General features: G+C 39.1%; 16 protein-coding genes. 10 read left to right on the top strand and 6 right to left on the bottom strand.

What is annotated here, in order from left to right; translation table 11 throughout:
- The first annotated feature begins 91 nt into the window (after positions 1-91).
- The 3 genes from KO529_RS19395 (at position 92) to KO529_RS19385 (ending at position 2,527) form a co-directional block, all read left to right on the top strand.
- The gene (locus KO529_RS19395) at positions 92-346 is read left to right on the top strand and encodes a SemiSWEET family sugar transporter (protein WP_215949516.1); all 255 of its coding nucleotides are present in this window, start codon (positions 92-94) and stop codon (positions 344-346) included.
- A 250-nt stretch (positions 347-596) separates the two neighbouring features.
- Entirely contained in the window at positions 597-1,697 is a 1,101-nt protein-coding gene (gene ald / locus KO529_RS19390; protein ID WP_215949515.1) for an alanine dehydrogenase, read from the top strand.
- A gap of 134 nt (positions 1,698-1,831) precedes the next feature.
- A complete protein-coding gene (locus KO529_RS19385) occupies positions 1,832-2,527 on the top strand; it encodes a zinc metallopeptidase (protein WP_215949514.1) in 696 nt (231 codons plus the stop codon).
- A gap of 51 nt (positions 2,528-2,578) precedes the next feature.
- On the opposite strand, the gene KO529_RS19380 is transcribed toward KO529_RS19385, so the two are convergent.
- Both KO529_RS19380 and KO529_RS19375 read right to left on the bottom strand, forming a co-directional pair.
- A complete protein-coding gene (locus KO529_RS19380) occupies positions 2,579-3,049 on the bottom strand; it encodes an Lrp/AsnC ligand binding domain-containing protein (RefSeq protein ID WP_072860523.1) in 471 nt (156 codons plus the stop codon).
- 48 nt (positions 3,050-3,097) lie between these two features.
- Positions 3,098-4,471 (bottom strand): saccharopine dehydrogenase family protein, encoded by a 1,374-nt coding sequence (locus tag KO529_RS19375; RefSeq protein WP_215949513.1) that lies wholly within the window; start codon positions 4,469-4,471, stop codon positions 3,098-3,100.
- 77 nt (positions 4,472-4,548) lie between these two features.
- Here KO529_RS19375 and KO529_RS19370 point away from each other — a divergent pair, with 77 nt between their 5' ends.
- Positions 4,549-4,941 carry a DUF423 domain-containing protein gene (locus KO529_RS19370; RefSeq protein ID WP_215949512.1) on the top strand — a complete coding sequence of 131 codons (393 nt, stop codon included), beginning with the start codon at positions 4,549-4,551 and terminating at the stop codon, positions 4,939-4,941.
- A 51-nt stretch (positions 4,942-4,992) separates the two neighbouring features.
- On the top strand, positions 4,993-6,609 hold the full coding sequence (gene pckA / locus KO529_RS19365; RefSeq protein ID WP_215949511.1) for a phosphoenolpyruvate carboxykinase (ATP): 1,617 nt from the start codon (positions 4,993-4,995) through the stop codon (positions 6,607-6,609).
- 74 nt (positions 6,610-6,683) lie between these two features.
- On the opposite strand, the gene KO529_RS19360 is transcribed toward pckA, so the two are convergent.
- Positions 6,684-7,430, bottom strand: coding sequence for a uroporphyrinogen-III synthase (locus KO529_RS19360; protein ID WP_215949510.1), 747 nt, complete (start codon positions 7,428-7,430; stop codon positions 6,684-6,686).
- Positions 7,427-8,092 carry a DUF4271 domain-containing protein gene (locus KO529_RS19355; protein ID WP_215949509.1) on the bottom strand — a complete coding sequence of 222 codons (666 nt, stop codon included), beginning with the start codon at positions 8,090-8,092 and terminating at the stop codon, positions 7,427-7,429. The genes KO529_RS19360 and KO529_RS19355 overlap by 4 nt, the downstream gene beginning before the upstream one ends.
- Positions 8,093-8,638: 546 nt before the next feature.
- Here KO529_RS19355 and KO529_RS19350 point away from each other — a divergent pair.
- From KO529_RS19350 to KO529_RS19340, 3 genes are read left to right on the top strand one after another with little or no spacing between them, the layout of a single operon-like run.
- Positions 8,639-9,367 (top strand): polyprenol monophosphomannose synthase, encoded by a 729-nt coding sequence (locus KO529_RS19350; RefSeq protein ID WP_215949508.1) that lies wholly within the window; start codon positions 8,639-8,641, stop codon positions 9,365-9,367.
- 1 nt (position 9,368) lies between these two features.
- A complete protein-coding gene (locus KO529_RS19345; RefSeq protein ID WP_215949507.1) occupies positions 9,369-10,709 on the top strand; it encodes a dihydroorotase in 1,341 nt (446 codons plus the stop codon).
- Entirely contained in the window at positions 10,709-11,137 is a 429-nt protein-coding gene (locus KO529_RS19340) for a DUF4296 domain-containing protein (RefSeq protein ID WP_215949506.1), read from the top strand. The genes KO529_RS19345 and KO529_RS19340 overlap by 1 nt, the downstream gene beginning before the upstream one ends.
- Here the strand turns inward: KO529_RS19340 and KO529_RS19335 are convergent.
- Entirely contained in the window at positions 11,118-12,125 is a 1,008-nt protein-coding gene (locus KO529_RS19335; RefSeq protein ID WP_215949505.1) for an NAD-dependent epimerase/dehydratase family protein, read from the bottom strand. The genes KO529_RS19340 and KO529_RS19335 overlap by 20 nt on opposite strands.
- A gap of 105 nt (positions 12,126-12,230) precedes the next feature.
- Here KO529_RS19335 and tyrS point away from each other — a divergent pair, with 105 nt between their 5' ends.
- Together tyrS and KO529_RS19325 are read left to right on the top strand one after the other, a co-directional pair.
- The gene (gene tyrS / locus KO529_RS19330; RefSeq protein ID WP_215949504.1) at positions 12,231-13,526 is read left to right on the top strand and encodes a tyrosine--tRNA ligase; all 1,296 of its coding nucleotides are present in this window, start codon (positions 12,231-12,233) and stop codon (positions 13,524-13,526) included.
- Positions 13,527-13,594: 68 nt separating this feature from the next.
- The gene (locus KO529_RS19325) at positions 13,595-14,125 is read left to right on the top strand and encodes a hypothetical protein (RefSeq protein WP_215949503.1); all 531 of its coding nucleotides are present in this window, start codon (positions 13,595-13,597) and stop codon (positions 14,123-14,125) included.
- Here the strand turns inward: KO529_RS19325 and KO529_RS19320 are convergent.
- On the bottom strand, positions 14,120-15,097 hold the full coding sequence (locus KO529_RS19320; RefSeq protein WP_215949502.1) for an acyl transferase: 978 nt from the start codon (positions 15,095-15,097) through the stop codon (positions 14,120-14,122). The genes KO529_RS19325 and KO529_RS19320 overlap by 6 nt on opposite strands.
- Between the last annotated feature and the right edge of the window lie 306 nt (positions 15,098-15,403).

Raw genomic sequence — 15,403 nt, 5'->3', positions numbered from 1 at the left:
GAGATTGATCTGAAGGTTAAGTTTTATTCAGGAATATCATTGGATTTAAATTCACATTGTGGGGATTGTCCATAAAATTGTATCTATCGGGATGGAAAATATCGAAATTATGGGCATGGTGGCAGCCGTACTAACTACCTATTCTATAGTGCCGCAGGTATATAAGACCTGGAGCAATAAATCTACCAAAGATATTTCGCTCACCATGTATTTGGCAATGTTCCTTGGAGTGGTACTATGGTTGATTTATGGTATATATCATGAAAGTGTGCCCATGATCTTGGCCAATTTTATTACTGCGGTGTTACTATTTATTATGATAGTTCTTAAGCTAAGATATAAATAGCTGGCAATTTCTTTATTGAAATTTCTTATTATTTGGTGCTGTATATGGCCAGCCTTTTTATTGGGTTCGTACACATAATGTGAAAAGTGTAATAATCAATGATTCTGTCCTCATTTAGGGGATTTTCTTTTTTTCTTATACTTATTTTTTCCATTTTTGGAATTCTTACCATCATTTAAAAGTGGTAATAAATAATGACTCTTGCCTGAAAGTGGTGTTTTTTTCATTTAGTTTAAAAAAAGAATTGACAATGAAAGTCGGGATTCCAAAAGAAATCAAAAATAATGAAAGTAGGGTGGGCATAACACCTGCCGGGGTTTTTGAACTGGTGAGAAATAACCATACGGTATATGTGCAAACCGGAGCCGGTGATGGCAGTGGGTTTTCAAATAGCGATTATCAACAAGTGGGAGCCATTGTTTTGGATACCATAGGTCAGGTTTACGCCATGAGCGATATGATTGTTAAGGTAAAGGAGCCTATAAAGGAGGAGTATGCCCTGGTTCAAAGAGGGCAAGTTGTATTTACCTATTTTCATTTTGCCTCTAGTGAGGGACTTACTGAAGCCATGATAGATCGTAAGGGTATTTGCATAGCCTATGAAACTGTAGAAGATGAAGATGGAACATTGCCATTATTGACGCCCATGTCCGAAGTTGCTGGTAGAATGGCCATTCAACAAGGGGCCAAATACTTGGAGAAACCAGAAAAAGGCCGAGGGGTGCTCTTGGGAGGGGTTCCTGGAGTGGCACCGGGAAGGGTTTTGGTACTAGGAGCTGGTGTTGTAGGGATTCAAGCTGCTAAAATGGCAGCCGGACTTGGGGCCCATGTTACTATTTTGGATGTTAATATGAAACGGCTTCGTTATGTAAATGATGTAATGCCAAGTCATGTGGTGACAGAATTTTCAAATGAATTCAATATTAGGAAACATATTAAGGACCATGATCTAATTGTTGGGGGTATCTTATTAAAGGGAGCCAAAGCCCCTAAGATTATTACTAGAGATATGCTTAAGGATATGCGTCCAGGGACGGTAATTGTGGATGTGGCCGTAGATCAAGGAGGATGTGTAGAAACTACGCGGCCTACTACGCATGAGAATCCGGTATATATTATAGATGATGTGGTACATTACTGCGTTACCAATATGCCGGGAGCAGTTCCATATACTTCAACTATGGCCTTGACCAATGTAACCTTGCCCTATGTGTTGAAATTAGCTAATTTGGGTTGGGAAGAAGCTTGCCAGTCGGACGTATCCCTGCAAAAGGGACTGAGTATAGTAAAGGGAAAAGTGATCTCTAAAGAGATTTTGGATGCCTTTAAGTGGGAGTCAAGGGATCAATAGAAAGTACATTTTGTCATACTTCCAACCCTGTCATAATTTGGCGGGGTTTTTGATTAAATAGAAAAGAAAGAATTACTTGATATTAGGAAAAGGAAACTTTAGTATATTGGATTAATTTTAAAAAGAGAATTGTTATGATGATGTATTATATATTACTGGGTGCCATAGCTCTGGTAAGTTGGTTGGTTAGTAATAAGCTAAAAAGTAAATTTAAGTTCTACTCCAAAGTGCATTTGCGCAACGGTATGAGCGGTGCCGAGATTGCCGAAAAAATGTTGGCAGACCACGGAATTAGGGATGTAAAGGTTATTTCCACACCAGGAATGTTAACAGACCACTACAATCCGGTAAATAAAACGGTAAATTTAAGTGAGGGGGTCTACAATCAAAGAAACGCTTCAGCAGCAGCGGTTGCGGCCCATGAATGTGGACATGCGGTACAGCACGCTACGGCATATGAATGGTTGACCTTACGTTCCAAATTGGTGCCAGTGGTAAGTGTTACCTCGGGAATGTCCATGTGGGTAGTCTTCGGTGGTATTATGTTGGGAGCTGCAGCGGGAGTTGGTCTTGGATACTGGGTAGCCGTGGCAGGTCTAATAATGATGGGACTCGCTACCTTATTCAGTTTTATCACTTTACCCGTAGAATACGATGCCAGTAACCGTGCCTTGGCTTGGTTAAAGAATAAGAATATGGTAACTCCTGAGGAATACAAAGGTTCTGAAGATGCCTTAAAATGGGCGGCCAGAACGTATTTGGTAGCAGCAATTGGCTCGTTGGCCACTTTGGTCTATTGGGCTATGCAGGTCTTGGGAAGTAGGGACTAAGACTTATGACAAATCAAATAAAAAGGGACATCTTTCTGGATGTCCCTTTTTTTATATCGTTATTTGTCGGTCTATTTGTTGGTCCAAAGAAATAAAGGTCTCTGTTCTGGATACCCCTTCTATCTGCTGTATATCCCTGTTAAGTACATGCATAAGATGTTCGTTGTCCCTGCAAAGTACTTTTATAAGAATGGACCAGTTTCCTGTAGTATAATGGCATTCCAGTACCTCTGGAATTTTTTCAAGCTCCTTAACCGCCACCGGATTGCTCATGGCCTTGTCCAAATAGATGCCAATATAGGCCATGGTGGTATATCCCAAAACTTTGGGGTTGATAATGAATTTAGAGCCTGCTATTAAACCTGAAGCTTCCAATTTTCGCAACCTTTGATGAATAGCAGCACCTGAAATCCCAATATTTCTGGCAATTTCCAGAACGGGCTTCCTGGCATCGTCCATCAAAAATCTTAGTATCTTTTTGTCGATACCATCAATTTTTATGTTTTCGTTATTGGATTTCATTGGTTCTACTTCAATTTCTATATAAAGATACCAAAATGGTTTTACATCTTAACTAGCAACAGAGTCGGGATTATAACCCAAGTAGGGTACCTGGTATTCCTTAAAGTGAATTCCATAGCTTTTAAGTTGCTTTAATATAGGTTCGTATACCTCACGCCTTATAGGTAATTGTACCCCTGGAGTGGTGATTTTTTTGTTTAATATCAAAAGGGTGGCCATGGCTACAGGTAATCCAACTGTTTTGGCCATTGCAGTATAGGTCCGGTCTTCCCCAATAACCACTGTATTGGAATCTATCTGTGCTTTTTTTCCATTAAGTTCGTATCCAAATTTATGGTACATAACAATCATATCCTTGTCCGTACTGGCCAAGGTCCAGCTATCTTCTAAGATTCTTTGTAAAATTTGTGCGGGCGTAGCGTTTTTTAATTCAATTTTCCTTTTCGAATCAAATAAGTGCAATTCCATTAATTTTTCCCACATTATATCGTCCTGGTCTATCTTAAGATAATGCCGCAGTTTTAGTTCTACCGTATTGGTAGGGGAATAGGGTAGAAATAAGTTTACGAATTCGCGGTAAGACATTCCTTCGGAATTCTCAATGGTATAGCTGTCATCGGTCATGCCCAATTGGACGAACATATTCCACGCCTTGGAAAAACCTACCCTTCTCATGGTTCCCCTATATAGGGTGAGTACGTTCTCCAGTCCGTAGGCTTCCCTGTATTTTAGAGAGTCCCTGTTGGCGTACACTTCAAATTTTCCGTAGCCTTCTACATCCAAGAATTCGGTTCTTCGAAATAGTTTGTGGTAGGGAATATATTTGTATGTACCTTCTTGAATAAATTTGGCTACTCCCCCTTGTCCGGCCACCACCACATTTCTAGGGTTCCAAGTAAATTTGTAGTTCCACAGGTTGTTGTCGCTTTCCGGGGCCACCAACCCGCCGGTGAAAGATTCGAAGAGAATTATTTTGCCGCCACGTTCCCGTATATTATCTATTACCTGCATGGCACTCATGTGGTCTATACCGGGATCCAAGCCAATTTCATTCATAAAAATCAGGCCTTTTTCTTTGGCCTGTTGGTCCAAAGCCATTATTTCATCGCTTATATAGGAAGCTGTAACCAAATGTTTTGTAAATTGAATGCAATCCACTGCTACCTTGATGTGAAAACGGGCAGGGAGCATGGAAATGACTATGTCCGATTGTTCTATGGCCTTACTTCTTTCCTTATCATTGAAAATGTCCAATTTTAATATAGTACAGGCCCCATGTAATTTTATTTTCTCAGGAAGGACTTCCGGATTTAAGTCACATATAGTAATATGTAAATTTTCGGATTCGGCTTTTTGCAATAAATAATCCAACAAATATGCAGTGGATTTTCCGCTGCCGACAACAAGAATTTTTCGACGCATTGGTTTTTTGCTTTTCTATTTTACGGATACTAAGGTATCAAATTGTTATATTTGTAAGAAATAAGCCCTTATAAGTTATGAACAAAACAATTTTCGGTACTGGTATTTTTTTCGGTTTAACAGCAGTTCTTTTGGGAGCTTTTGGGGCACATGGTTTGGAAAAAATGATCGATGCCAAGGCAATTCAGACCTTTGAAACCGGGGTAAGATATCAGATGTACCATGCATTGTTCCTTATGATTTTGGGAGGTTGCAACGTATTGGCCAACGAGCGCAAAAAGATGGTTTATTATTTTATCGTGGCCGGGGTTGTATGTTTTTCTTTTTCAATTTACCTTTTGGCCATCAATGAATTGTCAAGTTTTGATTTCAAGAAACTGGCGCTATTGACTCCTCTTGGAGGTGTTCTTCTGATTACAGGCTGGATACTTTTGGGTATTAGGGTTCTTAATCAAAAACCAGCTAATTAAAACTAACAAGCTCATAGAGCACTTATATTTTTCTAATAAAACTCAACTATTATGAATTCATCAACACCCTCAACTAAATCGATTGCGTTGGAGACGTATGGTATATCCAGTAAAAAAATTCATTACCAATTGGCACCGTCCAAACTTCATGAAATTACAGTGGAAAAGGGAATGGGAGTAACCTCGTCTACCGGAGCCTTGGCTATAAATACTGGCGAATTTACAGGTAGGTCGCCAATGGACAGGTTTATTGTAAAGGATGATATTACGGCCGATAAAATTTGGTGGGGAAATGTGAATATTCCCTTTGAAAGCGAAAGGTTTGATGCCCTTTACAACAAGGTCATCAAATATCTCAATGAAAAGGAGCTTTATGTAAGGGATTGCTTTGCTTGCGCTGATGATGATTACAAGATGAACATTAGGGTTATCAACGAATACCCCTGGTCCAATATGTTTGCTTATAATATGTTTTTAAGGCCAACGGAAGAAGAGTTGGTGGGTTTTGATCCGGAATGGACGGTGATCAATGCACCTGGGTTTATGGCAAATGCAGAGGAAGATGGAACAAGGCAGCATAATTTTGCCATCTTGAATTTTACACGCAAAATAGCCTTGATAGGAGGTACCGGCTACACCGGGGAAATTAAAAAGGGAATATTTTCTGCACTGAATTTTATTCTCCCGGTATTTAAGAATTGTCTTCCCATGCATTGTTCGGCAAACGTTGGCGAGGATGGGGACACAGCTATCTTTTTTGGACTTTCCGGAACGGGCAAGACTACCTTGTCGGCAGATCCACATAGAAAATTGATCGGGGATGATGAACATGGGTGGACCAAAGAAAATACCGTTTTCAATTTTGAGGGAGGTTGTTATGCCAAGGTCATTAATCTTTCGGAAGAAAATGAGCCCGAAATTTACGGAGCTATAAAGAAAGGGGCGCTTTTGGAGAATGTGGTCCTGGATGCCAATGGGGTGGTCGACTTTGCAAATACCTCCATTACCCAAAATACCAGGGTAAGTTATCCTATTTATAATATAGATAATATACAGGTACCGTCCATTGGTAAGAACCCAAAGAATATTTTCTTTTTAACGGCAGATGCCTTTGGGGTATTGCCTCCAATTTCCAAGCTGACCCCTAGTCAGGCTGCCTATCATTTTATATCGGGATATACGGCCAAGGTGGCTGGTACCGAGGCAGGGGTGGTGGAACCTGTACCCAGTTTTTCGGCCTGTTTTGGAGCGCCGTTTATGCCATTACATCCAACCAAATATGCAGAGATGCTCAGTAAGAAGATGTTGGATGCAGGCGTAAATGTATGGTTGGTAAATACAGGTTGGACCGGTGGCCCTTACGGGGTGGGTACCAGAATGAAATTGAAATATACCAGGGCTATGATCCATGCGGCATTAAGTGGCGAACTGGGACTGTACAGCTATGATAAATACCATATCCACTCCGTTTTTGGAGTGGCGCAGCCTAGGGAATGTCCTGGAGTCCCCACAAGTGTGCTAAGTCCACGGGCAACATGGAACAATGATGAGGCCTACTACAAAACGGCTTTTAAATTGACCAATGCCTTTCGTGAAAACTTTAAAAAATTTGAAGTCTATGCCAATGAAGAAATAAGACGTGGAGGGCCACAACGATATGCATTCTAAAAGAAAAACCCCGAGGCGTGCCTCGGGGTTTTTTATAATGGAGTATTGCTAAATTAATTCTTCGGCAATAATTATTATTTCTTGTTTACACTAGTAATGTATCTCTGAAGTGCCATGGTCATAGAAGGCGTTTCCGGGGTAGGGGCCTGAATGTCTATTCTTAACCCTGCTTCCGTGGCCGCTTTAACCGTTGAATTTCCAAAAACCGCTATTCTGGTTTCGTTCTGTTTAAAATCGGGGAAATTCTTTAATAATGATTCTATTCCCGAAGGACTAAAGAATACCAATACATCATAGTACACATCCCTTAAATCGGAAAGATCACTAATTACGGTTCTGTAAAAAATACCTCTGGTCCAATCTATTCCCAAACTATCCAGAGTTTCAGGAACAATAGGTTTAAGAACGTCAGAAGACGGTAATAAAAATTTTTCGTCCTTATATTTTTTGATCAAAGCATTTAAATCTGGAAAATTCATTTTCCCGACATATATTTTACGCTTACGGTATACAACGTACTTTTGTAAATAGTAGGCTACTGCCTCTGACTGACAAAAATATTTCATCGTATCAGGAACCTTAAACCTCATTTCCTCCGCGATCCTAAAGAAATGATCCACCGCATTCCTACTGGTAAGAATAATGGCAGTAAAATTCTTAAGGTCAATTTTTTGTTGTCGGACCATTTTGGCATCAACACCTTCCACGTGGATAAAAGGTCTAAAATCTACCTTTATTTTCTCCTTATCAATAAGCTTGGAATAGGGGGAGTTTTCCATCTTAGGTTCTGGCTGAGAAACCAAAATCGTTTTTACTTTCATAGGTTTCGATCTATTAGATAGTTTCCAACTATAATAATTGGTGCTATTTCAAGAGCGCAAAGGTACAAAATAAAATACACAAAATTACTGGCGATGAATTTTTGATGATTTCTCAACGTTGTTGTCCAACCAATAGCGTTTATAAGAAATACTAGTAAAAGACTTATAAAAACTACTGCTTTTGACTCCCTGAAAACATAATTTAATAGAAGATTGGCAAATAGCATTACAATGCCACTATAGTTAAGATAGGAGAGTTTCTTGAAAATTATTTCGGAAATGACCTTATTGGAATTGAAAATAAAACCGTTACCCAATTGCAAAAGTATTTTAATAGTAAAAAATAAAAAAAGCGATATAAAGATTATACCGTAGGCTACGAACTGTTGACCTTCCGGAATCTTGAAAAAAATTGTGTAAGCAAAATATAGGAAAAGGGAAAAATTAAGTAATTGAAAAATACTGAAAAAAATACTAAACCAATTAAAGAGTTTGTCTTTCTTCTGGTAAAGGAAGATATATTTGTTGTTGAAAGGTAAAATAATATAGTTCAAGAAACGGCTATAAAAGGATGTTTTTGCAAGTACCATAAAAAAGATACTGGAAAATAGGATAATGGTTATCCAATCTACGGTATAGTCATTTCTTAAAATAGCTTCCATTTATACGGTCTAGTTTTTATTTCCCGACAGATTCAAAAAAACAATCATTTATCTAAATATTCTACCCGTTTTTCTCTGTGCTTAAAGTCTTGTGCTTTGGCAGATATTATTGCTAACAACGTATATTTAAATACTTTAGTGTCGTAAGCAATTTAATCAATCCTTCCAGCCAGACATGGGGCACTTGTTATTTTTTGGGTCGATTAAATAATCAGCCCAAACCTAAGCTTTTTTAGGACCATATCCATGGAAAAAGATAAGAAACCAGTTAGGACGGCGTTATAGGATTATTAATGGATTTGCCGTTGCCGCCATGTGTGCCCTTCCCTTTTTATAAATACTTATATCTCCGCTACTGAACAAGATGTTGTCCAATGATGATATTTATTGAATTCAATATAGCCGTGGCTCCATTTAGGAAGTTCTATTTAAAGGCCAAAACCATACATTTGCCATTATATGGAATCTTTAAAAAAATCATAAAAGTTCCCTGATATTTCACTACAGTTTATAAAATACTATTTTTGCTAAAATTGCAATACCTAGATGGCGGATAGCTTGGTCATTATTCCTACCTTCAATGAAATTGAAAACATTGAGCTCATTATTCATTCCGTCTTTGCTTTGGAGCAGGATTTTCATATCCTGGTTGTAGATGATAATTCTCCTGACGGTACAGCTGAGGCGGTAAGAGCTTTGCAGGAACAATATTTGAATAAATTATTTTTAGAGGTAAGACAGGATAAATTTGGATTGGGAACTGCCTATATCCATGGGTTTAAATGGGCCATAGAAAAGAAATATGAATATATTTTTGAGATGGATGCCGATTTTTCACATGCCCCATCAGATCTTATAAAGCTGCGCCAAGCCTGTATTGATGGGGCGGATGTGGCCGTAGGATCACGGTACAAAAAGGGAATTAATGTAGTAAATTGGCCCTTGCATAGAATATTATTGTCCTATGGGGCTTCATTTTACGTGAAGTTGATAACGGGAATGAAGGTGCACGACCCTACGGCCGGATTTGTCTGCTATAGTAGAAAGGTCTTGGAAACCATCAATTTGGATTCCATTAAATTTATTGGCTATGCATTTCAAATCGAAATGAAGTTCAGAGCCCATCTTCAAAATTATAGGATTGAAGAGGTGCCTATTATTTTTACCGATAGAATAAGGGGAAAATCAAAAATGAGTGCTTCCATTATTAATGAGGCGGTGTTCGGGGTACTACAGATGAAGTTGCGCAGTTTGTTTCACAAAAAGAAATTTTAAGATGGGAAGAATACTTTTAAAAAACGCTACAATTGTTAATGACAATAAAATATTCCCTGCCGATATACTGCTGGAGGATGATATTATTCTTAAAATTGAGGACCAAATTTCATCGGATGGGGTGGCCAAGGTGATTGATTTGGAAGGGAAATATGTAATACCAGGGGCTATAGACGATCAAGTGCATTTTAGAGAGCCTGGTCTAACCCATAAGGGTACTATTGCTACGGAGAGTAGGGCAGCGGTTGCAGGCGGAATAACCTCCTTTATGGAACAGCCCAATACCAATCCCCAAACAACTACCATTGAAGCTTTGGAGGAAAAGTTTGAAATGGCAAGAAATTCTGCCTTTGCCAATTACTCTTTTTTGTTTGGAGGTACCAATGATAATTTGGAAGAGATAAAAAAGTTGGATAAGAATGCCTGTTCCGGGATTAAACTCTTTTTAGGTTCCTCCACAGGTAATATGTTGGTAGACAATGAAGAAGTGATCGAAAAAATATTTAGGAATACCGAGATGGTCATTTCTGCACATTGCGAAGATGAGTCCACGATTAAGGCAAATTTTGCCAAATATAAGGAGCAATATGGGGACGATATTCCCGTAAAATACCATCCTTTGATCAGGAGTGCCGAAGCCTGTTATCTTTCTTCCTCAAGGGCCATTGCCTTGGCCAAAAAAACCGGGGCAAGATTTCATGTCTTTCACTTATCTACAGGAAAGGAAACCGAGCTTTTTAGGAATGATATTCCACTAGAGGATAAAAAAATTACAGCTGAGGTCTGTATTCATCACCTTTGGTTTTCGGAAGAGGATTACGAAACTAAAGGAACATTAATTAAATGGAATCCGGCCGTTAAAACTGCTTCCGATAGGGATCAGCTTTGGGAAGCCTTATTGGACGACCGTATAGATGTTATAGCCACGGACCATGCACCCCATACTTTGGAGGAAAAGAACAATGTGTACACTTCTGCTCCCTCCGGAGGGCCTTTGGTGCAGCATGCTTTGCCAGCAATGCTGGAGAAATATCATAGCGGAAAGATAAGTTTGGAGAAAATTGTGGAGAAAATGTGCCATAATCCGGCAAAGTTGTTCCAAATAAAAAAACGTGGTTTTATTAGGGAAGGGTTTTATGCCGATTTGGTGGTGTTAGATCTTAATGATTCCTGGACAGTGACCAAGGAAAATATTGCCTATAAATGCGGGTGGTCCCCCTTTGAAGGTAACTCGTTCAAATCCAGGATAACCCATACCTTTGTTAATGGCCATTTGGCCTATGAAAATGGCAATTTTTCGCAGGAGCGAAAAGCAATGAGGTTAACTTTTAATAGAGAGTAATGCTAAGATATATTGTTGTCATTTTTCTAGGGCTGTTATTTTCATGTAATGAAAAGGTGGTGGAGAAACCGGAAAACCTTATTCCGGAGGATAAAATGGCTACCATTTTATACGACATTTCATTATTAAATGCGGGTAAGATAATTAACGAGAGCATTTTAAATGAATATGATATTGAGCCTATGGGGTATATTTATACCAAGTATGGGATAGATAGCGTTCAATTTGTAAAAAGTGATACCTATTACGCCTCTATGCCCACTGTATATGAGGACATCTATACCAAGGTAAAAGATAGGTTGGAGAAGGATGAAAAGTTTTTTGAGGAAGAAAGGCAGCAGAAACAGGATTCCTTAATGGAGGCCAAAGAAAAGTTGAACCCCGATCTCAAAAAGAAACCAGAAACTTCTAAGGATTCTCTTCCATAAACTTTTTGCAGGAAAGTTCAATAGCGCCGTCCAAAGCTTCAAAGGAATGCCCTAATTGATTTTGAATTTTGTCGGAACTGAACAATTGGTTCTTTCGTAAGGATTGAATCGAATTTTTGGTAAGCTTTCTTCCGCTGTTCCAGAAAATATTCCTTAGCCAATCCAATCGTCTAAACACCTCTAATTGCCAAAATTTAATTGCTTTGCCGGGACCTGGTTTGCCGAAGGCCTTTGTAATCATTTCCAGGATTTCTTTGTAGGTCAAATTTTCGGCCACAAGAATATACTTTTCATTGGTTATGGAAGACTGCATTAATTGGGTCATTACCTTGACCACATCATTTACAGTGACGAAACCTGTCCCTCCTGGCGGATAATATTTACGGGCCTTATAGGCGGTTTTGAATAAAATGCCAGTTCCCGTTTCCCAGAATCCAGGGCCCAAAATAACCCCCGGATTTACAATAACCGCAGGAACATTTTCCTGTGCTCCCCTCCAAACTTCCAGTTCGGCATCCATCTTGGTCATGGCGTATACATTGCTTTGTTGGGTGGTCCAATCCGTTTCTTCAGTAGCCTCTTGGTTACCTACTGTTCTCCCTATGGCACCTATGGAACTGGTATAGCATAATTTTTTAACACCCTTGGTAATACAAAGATTGACAATGTTTTTGGTGCCTTCATAATTTACTGTACGCAACAGGTCATAATCATTGGGGTTGAAGGAAATTAAGGCCGCACAATGATAAACATGTGTCACATTTTCAAAAGCAATTTCCAAGGCTGGTAGGTCGTTAAGATCGGCCTTTACCCAATTTATTTTTTGAAACAGTTGGTGGGATTGGTCGGTATAATACCCAAATACCTTTTCAACCTCCTTTAGGTTGCTCTTTTCTCTATGAATGGCTTTTACCGTAGCACCCGACTGCAATAAGTGCAAAAGAAGGTGCGCTCCTACCAAACCAGTTCCTCCTGTGACTAAAATCATGGCGCAAATTTACTCAATTGCCTCCAATTTAATCCGTTTTTGGCAGGAGTTAAACAACCTATTATTTTATATTTGCGACTATTATTGAATTAGAAGATTTATAGCATGATTACGAACTTTGTAGAAGAGTTGACTTGGAGAGGAATGTTGCACGATGCAATGCCCGGTACGGAAGAACATTTGTTAAGCGGAATGCAATCTGCCTATGTGGGAATAGACCCTACGGCAGACTCCCTTCATATTGGACATTTGGTTGGGGTTATGATGCTTCGCCATTTTCAATTGGCTGGACATAAACCTTATGCATTGATAGGTGGAGCAACCGGAATGATCGGTGATCCTTCAGGAAAATCTACTGAGCGAAATTTGCTGGATGAGGCTACATTGGCGCATAATCAGGCCGCTATAAAAGCACAACTTTCCCGTTTTTTGGATTTTAACAGTGGAAAGGACAATAGTGCCATCTTAGTGAATAACTATGATTGGATGAAGGATTTTTCCTTTTTGGAATTTATAAGGGATGTGGGGAAGCACATTACTGTAAATTACATGATGGCCAAGGATTCTGTGAAAAAACGTTTATCGGCCGAAGCCAAAGAAGGTATGTCCTTTACGGAATTTACCTATCAATTGGTGCAGGGATATGACTTTTTACATCTTTATAGAGAGTATAACTGTACCCTTCAAATGGGGGGTAGTGATCAATGGGGAAATATTACCACAGGTACGGAACTTATTCGTAGAATAGGGGGCGGAAAGGGATTTGCCCTTACCTGTCCTTTGATTACAAAGGCCGATGGTACCAAATTTGGGAAATCCGAAGGGGGTAATATATGGTTGGATTCAGAAAGAACATCGCCCTATAAATTTTATCAATATTGGTTGAATACCTCGGATGAGGATGCCGAAAAATATATAAAAATCTTCACCTTTTTACCGAAGGAAGAAATAGAAAATTTGGTAAAAACCCACCATGAAGCCCCGCATTTAAGGGTCCTTCAAAAGCGTTTGGCAGATGAGGTTACGGTAATGGTACATTCACAGGAAGATTTGGACAATGCCGTAAAGGCAAGTGACATCCTCTTTGGAAAATCGACCTCCAGCGATTTGAAAAAGCTTAATGAAAAGACATTTTTGGAAGTGTTTGAAGGTGTACCACAGGCGGAGGTATCCAAAGAGGACATAAACAATGGCCTGGATATGATTGCGGCCTTGGCGGCGAAAACAGGTTTTTTAGCTTCGAATGGGGAAGCTAGGCGCGAATTGAAACAAAATTCCATTTCCGTTAATAAGGAAAAAGTCAAAGAGGATTATATCATTTCTTCAGAAGATCTGATCAACAATAAATTTGTTTTGTTGCAGCGCGGGAAGAAGAATTATTTTGTGCTGGTCATTAAATAGCACTGTATTTTCCCTAGTTATCCCCAATAAAATTAGGATATACCCGTTAGCCTAATAAATTGGATATTATGAAGAAGTATTTTTTGTTATTTGCCTTAGTGGGACTTTTTAGTTCTTGTGATAAATTGGATGAGCTTACCAAATTTGATATGGATTATGATCAGACGGTGGTAATACCTTCAACAACAGGGGTAGATTTGCCTTTTGATATCTTTACCCCTGAAAAAGAGACCAATTCATCTGCCGAGTTTGAGGTAAACGATACCAGAAAAGATCTTATAGAGGAAATCGTCCTGAAGAAATTGGTGATGACGGTTGAGGCTCCTGAAGGGGAGGATTTCAGTTTTTTGGAATCGATTATTATATATATGTCCGCAGAGGATTTGCCTGAGATTAAAATAGCTTGGAATGAAGAAGTATCGGCCACTGCTGGCGAACAGCTGGAATTGGTAACCACGGCAGAAGATTTAAAGGAATATATTAAAAAGGATTCTTATACTTTAAGGCTAAAGACTGTAACCGATGAGTTTTTGTCCTCGGATTATGAAATAAACATTGCCACTACCTTTTTTGTAGATGCCAAGATCTTGGGCTTATAACACCATTAAATTACAGCCTCGAATATCGGAATGGTCAAACCTGCCCAATATTTCAAAACTTCCGTCGGTATGTACCTTGCCCAAATCTTGAGTGGCAATAAAACTGCAGGAGTGTATGTTGGCCAGGTCAATGATGTTGACACCTCCCGTTTTACCCTCTTTCTGCAAGGTTAAAGGGTCTTCGGTTTCCCGTGTCAAGACTTTCATCCATTTAGGGGAAAAGAAACGTCCATTGCCTTGGGAATAGGCTTGGGACAAAAGCTCTGTCATTCCATATTCCGAATGGATGGATGTCACCCCAAATCCCTTTTTTAATAGTTGGTGCAATTCCTCCCGGATCAATTCCTTTTTTCGTCCCTTCATGCCACCGGTTTCCATAACTACGGTATTCTTTAGTTTTAATTGGAATCTTTCCGTCATGTCCAATAGGGCAAAGGAAACACCTAGTAGTAATATTTTAGTATCATGGCTATCCAATTCAACCAAGGTCTTTTGTAAACGGTCAAGATCATCCAAATAAAAGCCGCTTTCGGAATGTCTGCTTTTATTGATGAGGTCGTTGGCCATATAGATTAAGGAAGACCCCTCTCTTTCCAGATAAGAAGGTAGTAAAGCCAGTACACAATAGTCCTCTATATCCCCATAAAACTGTCTAAAGGCCGATAGATAGCTTTGTTCGTACAGTTTAAGATTTTTTACGTAATGCTTGCTTACTTCACTTCCGGTAGTGCCACTGCTGGTAAAGGTAATCTGGGGCACAAATGAACCACAAATTACTTTTTTTGATTTAAAAAATTCTATCGGTAGAAAGGGAATATCTTCAATGGTTTTAACAGAGGACACATTTTTACCTAAGTGTCGGCAAAATTCCCGATACACCAAGTTTTCATGAAATTGGACCTGAAATGTTTTCAATGCCATGGCATTGAACTCTTCGTCCGTTGAAATTGTAAAAATATTTTCGAGAGGCATATTCTAAATCACTACTACAAAAGTAGTGATAACAAGATAGTGGAAACCCTATTTTATGGTTTTATTAGTGAAACTCAATTTTGAGAAGTCAGTAAGACGCACTGAAAATTGCAAGTTGAACTAATCCCGCCTTTTTCGGCGGGATCTAGGTTCAATACCTCGATCCTTGGGTCGATTCCTATTATTGGATTCAGGGCTTGCCCTGAGGTTTAATACCTGTTATTGGTATAGTCTTAAATCTCCCTTTGGGAAAAGTATGAATTCTCCCTATCCATATCCCCATAAATGGAAATGTAAAAAGGAATA

This window comes from Arenibacter algicola, assembly GCF_018860365.1.
GTDB lineage: Bacteria > Bacteroidota > Bacteroidia > Flavobacteriales > Flavobacteriaceae > Arenibacter > Arenibacter algicola_B.
Note: the sequence above shows the minus strand (reverse complement) of the source record. Positions and strands in the feature narration are given on the sequence as shown.

Excerpts from the sequence above, each read along its gene's own strand:
- KO529_RS19395 (WP_215949516.1), top strand. The coding sequence starts at position 92 with ATGGAAAATATCGAAATTATGGGCATGGTGGCAGCCGTACTAACTACC.
- ald (WP_215949515.1), top strand. The coding sequence starts at position 597 with ATGAAAGTCGGGATTCCAAAAGAAATCAAAAATAATGAAAGTAGGGTG.
- KO529_RS19385 (WP_215949514.1), top strand. The coding sequence starts at position 1,832 with ATGATGATGTATTATATATTACTGGGTGCCATAGCTCTGGTAAGTTGG.
- KO529_RS19380 (WP_072860523.1), bottom strand. The coding sequence starts at position 3,049 with ATGAAATCCAATAACGAAAACATAAAAATTGATGGTATCGACAAAAAG.
- KO529_RS19375 (WP_215949513.1), bottom strand. The coding sequence starts at position 4,471 with ATGCGTCGAAAAATTCTTGTTGTCGGCAGCGGAAAATCCACTGCATAT.
- KO529_RS19370 (WP_215949512.1), top strand. The coding sequence starts at position 4,549 with ATGAACAAAACAATTTTCGGTACTGGTATTTTTTTCGGTTTAACAGCA.
- pckA (WP_215949511.1), top strand. The coding sequence starts at position 4,993 with ATGAATTCATCAACACCCTCAACTAAATCGATTGCGTTGGAGACGTAT.
- KO529_RS19360 (WP_215949510.1), bottom strand. The coding sequence starts at position 7,430 with ATGAAAGTAAAAACGATTTTGGTTTCTCAGCCAGAACCTAAGATGGAA.
- KO529_RS19355 (WP_215949509.1), bottom strand. The coding sequence starts at position 8,092 with ATGGAAGCTATTTTAAGAAATGACTATACCGTAGATTGGATAACCATT.
- KO529_RS19350 (WP_215949508.1), top strand. The coding sequence starts at position 8,639 with ATGGCGGATAGCTTGGTCATTATTCCTACCTTCAATGAAATTGAAAAC.
- KO529_RS19345 (WP_215949507.1), top strand. The coding sequence starts at position 9,369 with ATGGGAAGAATACTTTTAAAAAACGCTACAATTGTTAATGACAATAAA.
- KO529_RS19340 (WP_215949506.1), top strand. The coding sequence starts at position 10,709 with ATGCTAAGATATATTGTTGTCATTTTTCTAGGGCTGTTATTTTCATGT.
- KO529_RS19335 (WP_215949505.1), bottom strand. The coding sequence starts at position 12,125 with ATGATTTTAGTCACAGGAGGAACTGGTTTGGTAGGAGCGCACCTTCTT.
- tyrS (WP_215949504.1), top strand. The coding sequence starts at position 12,231 with ATGATTACGAACTTTGTAGAAGAGTTGACTTGGAGAGGAATGTTGCAC.
- KO529_RS19325 (WP_215949503.1), top strand. The coding sequence starts at position 13,595 with ATGAAGAAGTATTTTTTGTTATTTGCCTTAGTGGGACTTTTTAGTTCT.
- KO529_RS19320 (WP_215949502.1), bottom strand. The coding sequence starts at position 15,097 with ATGCCTCTCGAAAATATTTTTACAATTTCAACGGACGAAGAGTTCAAT.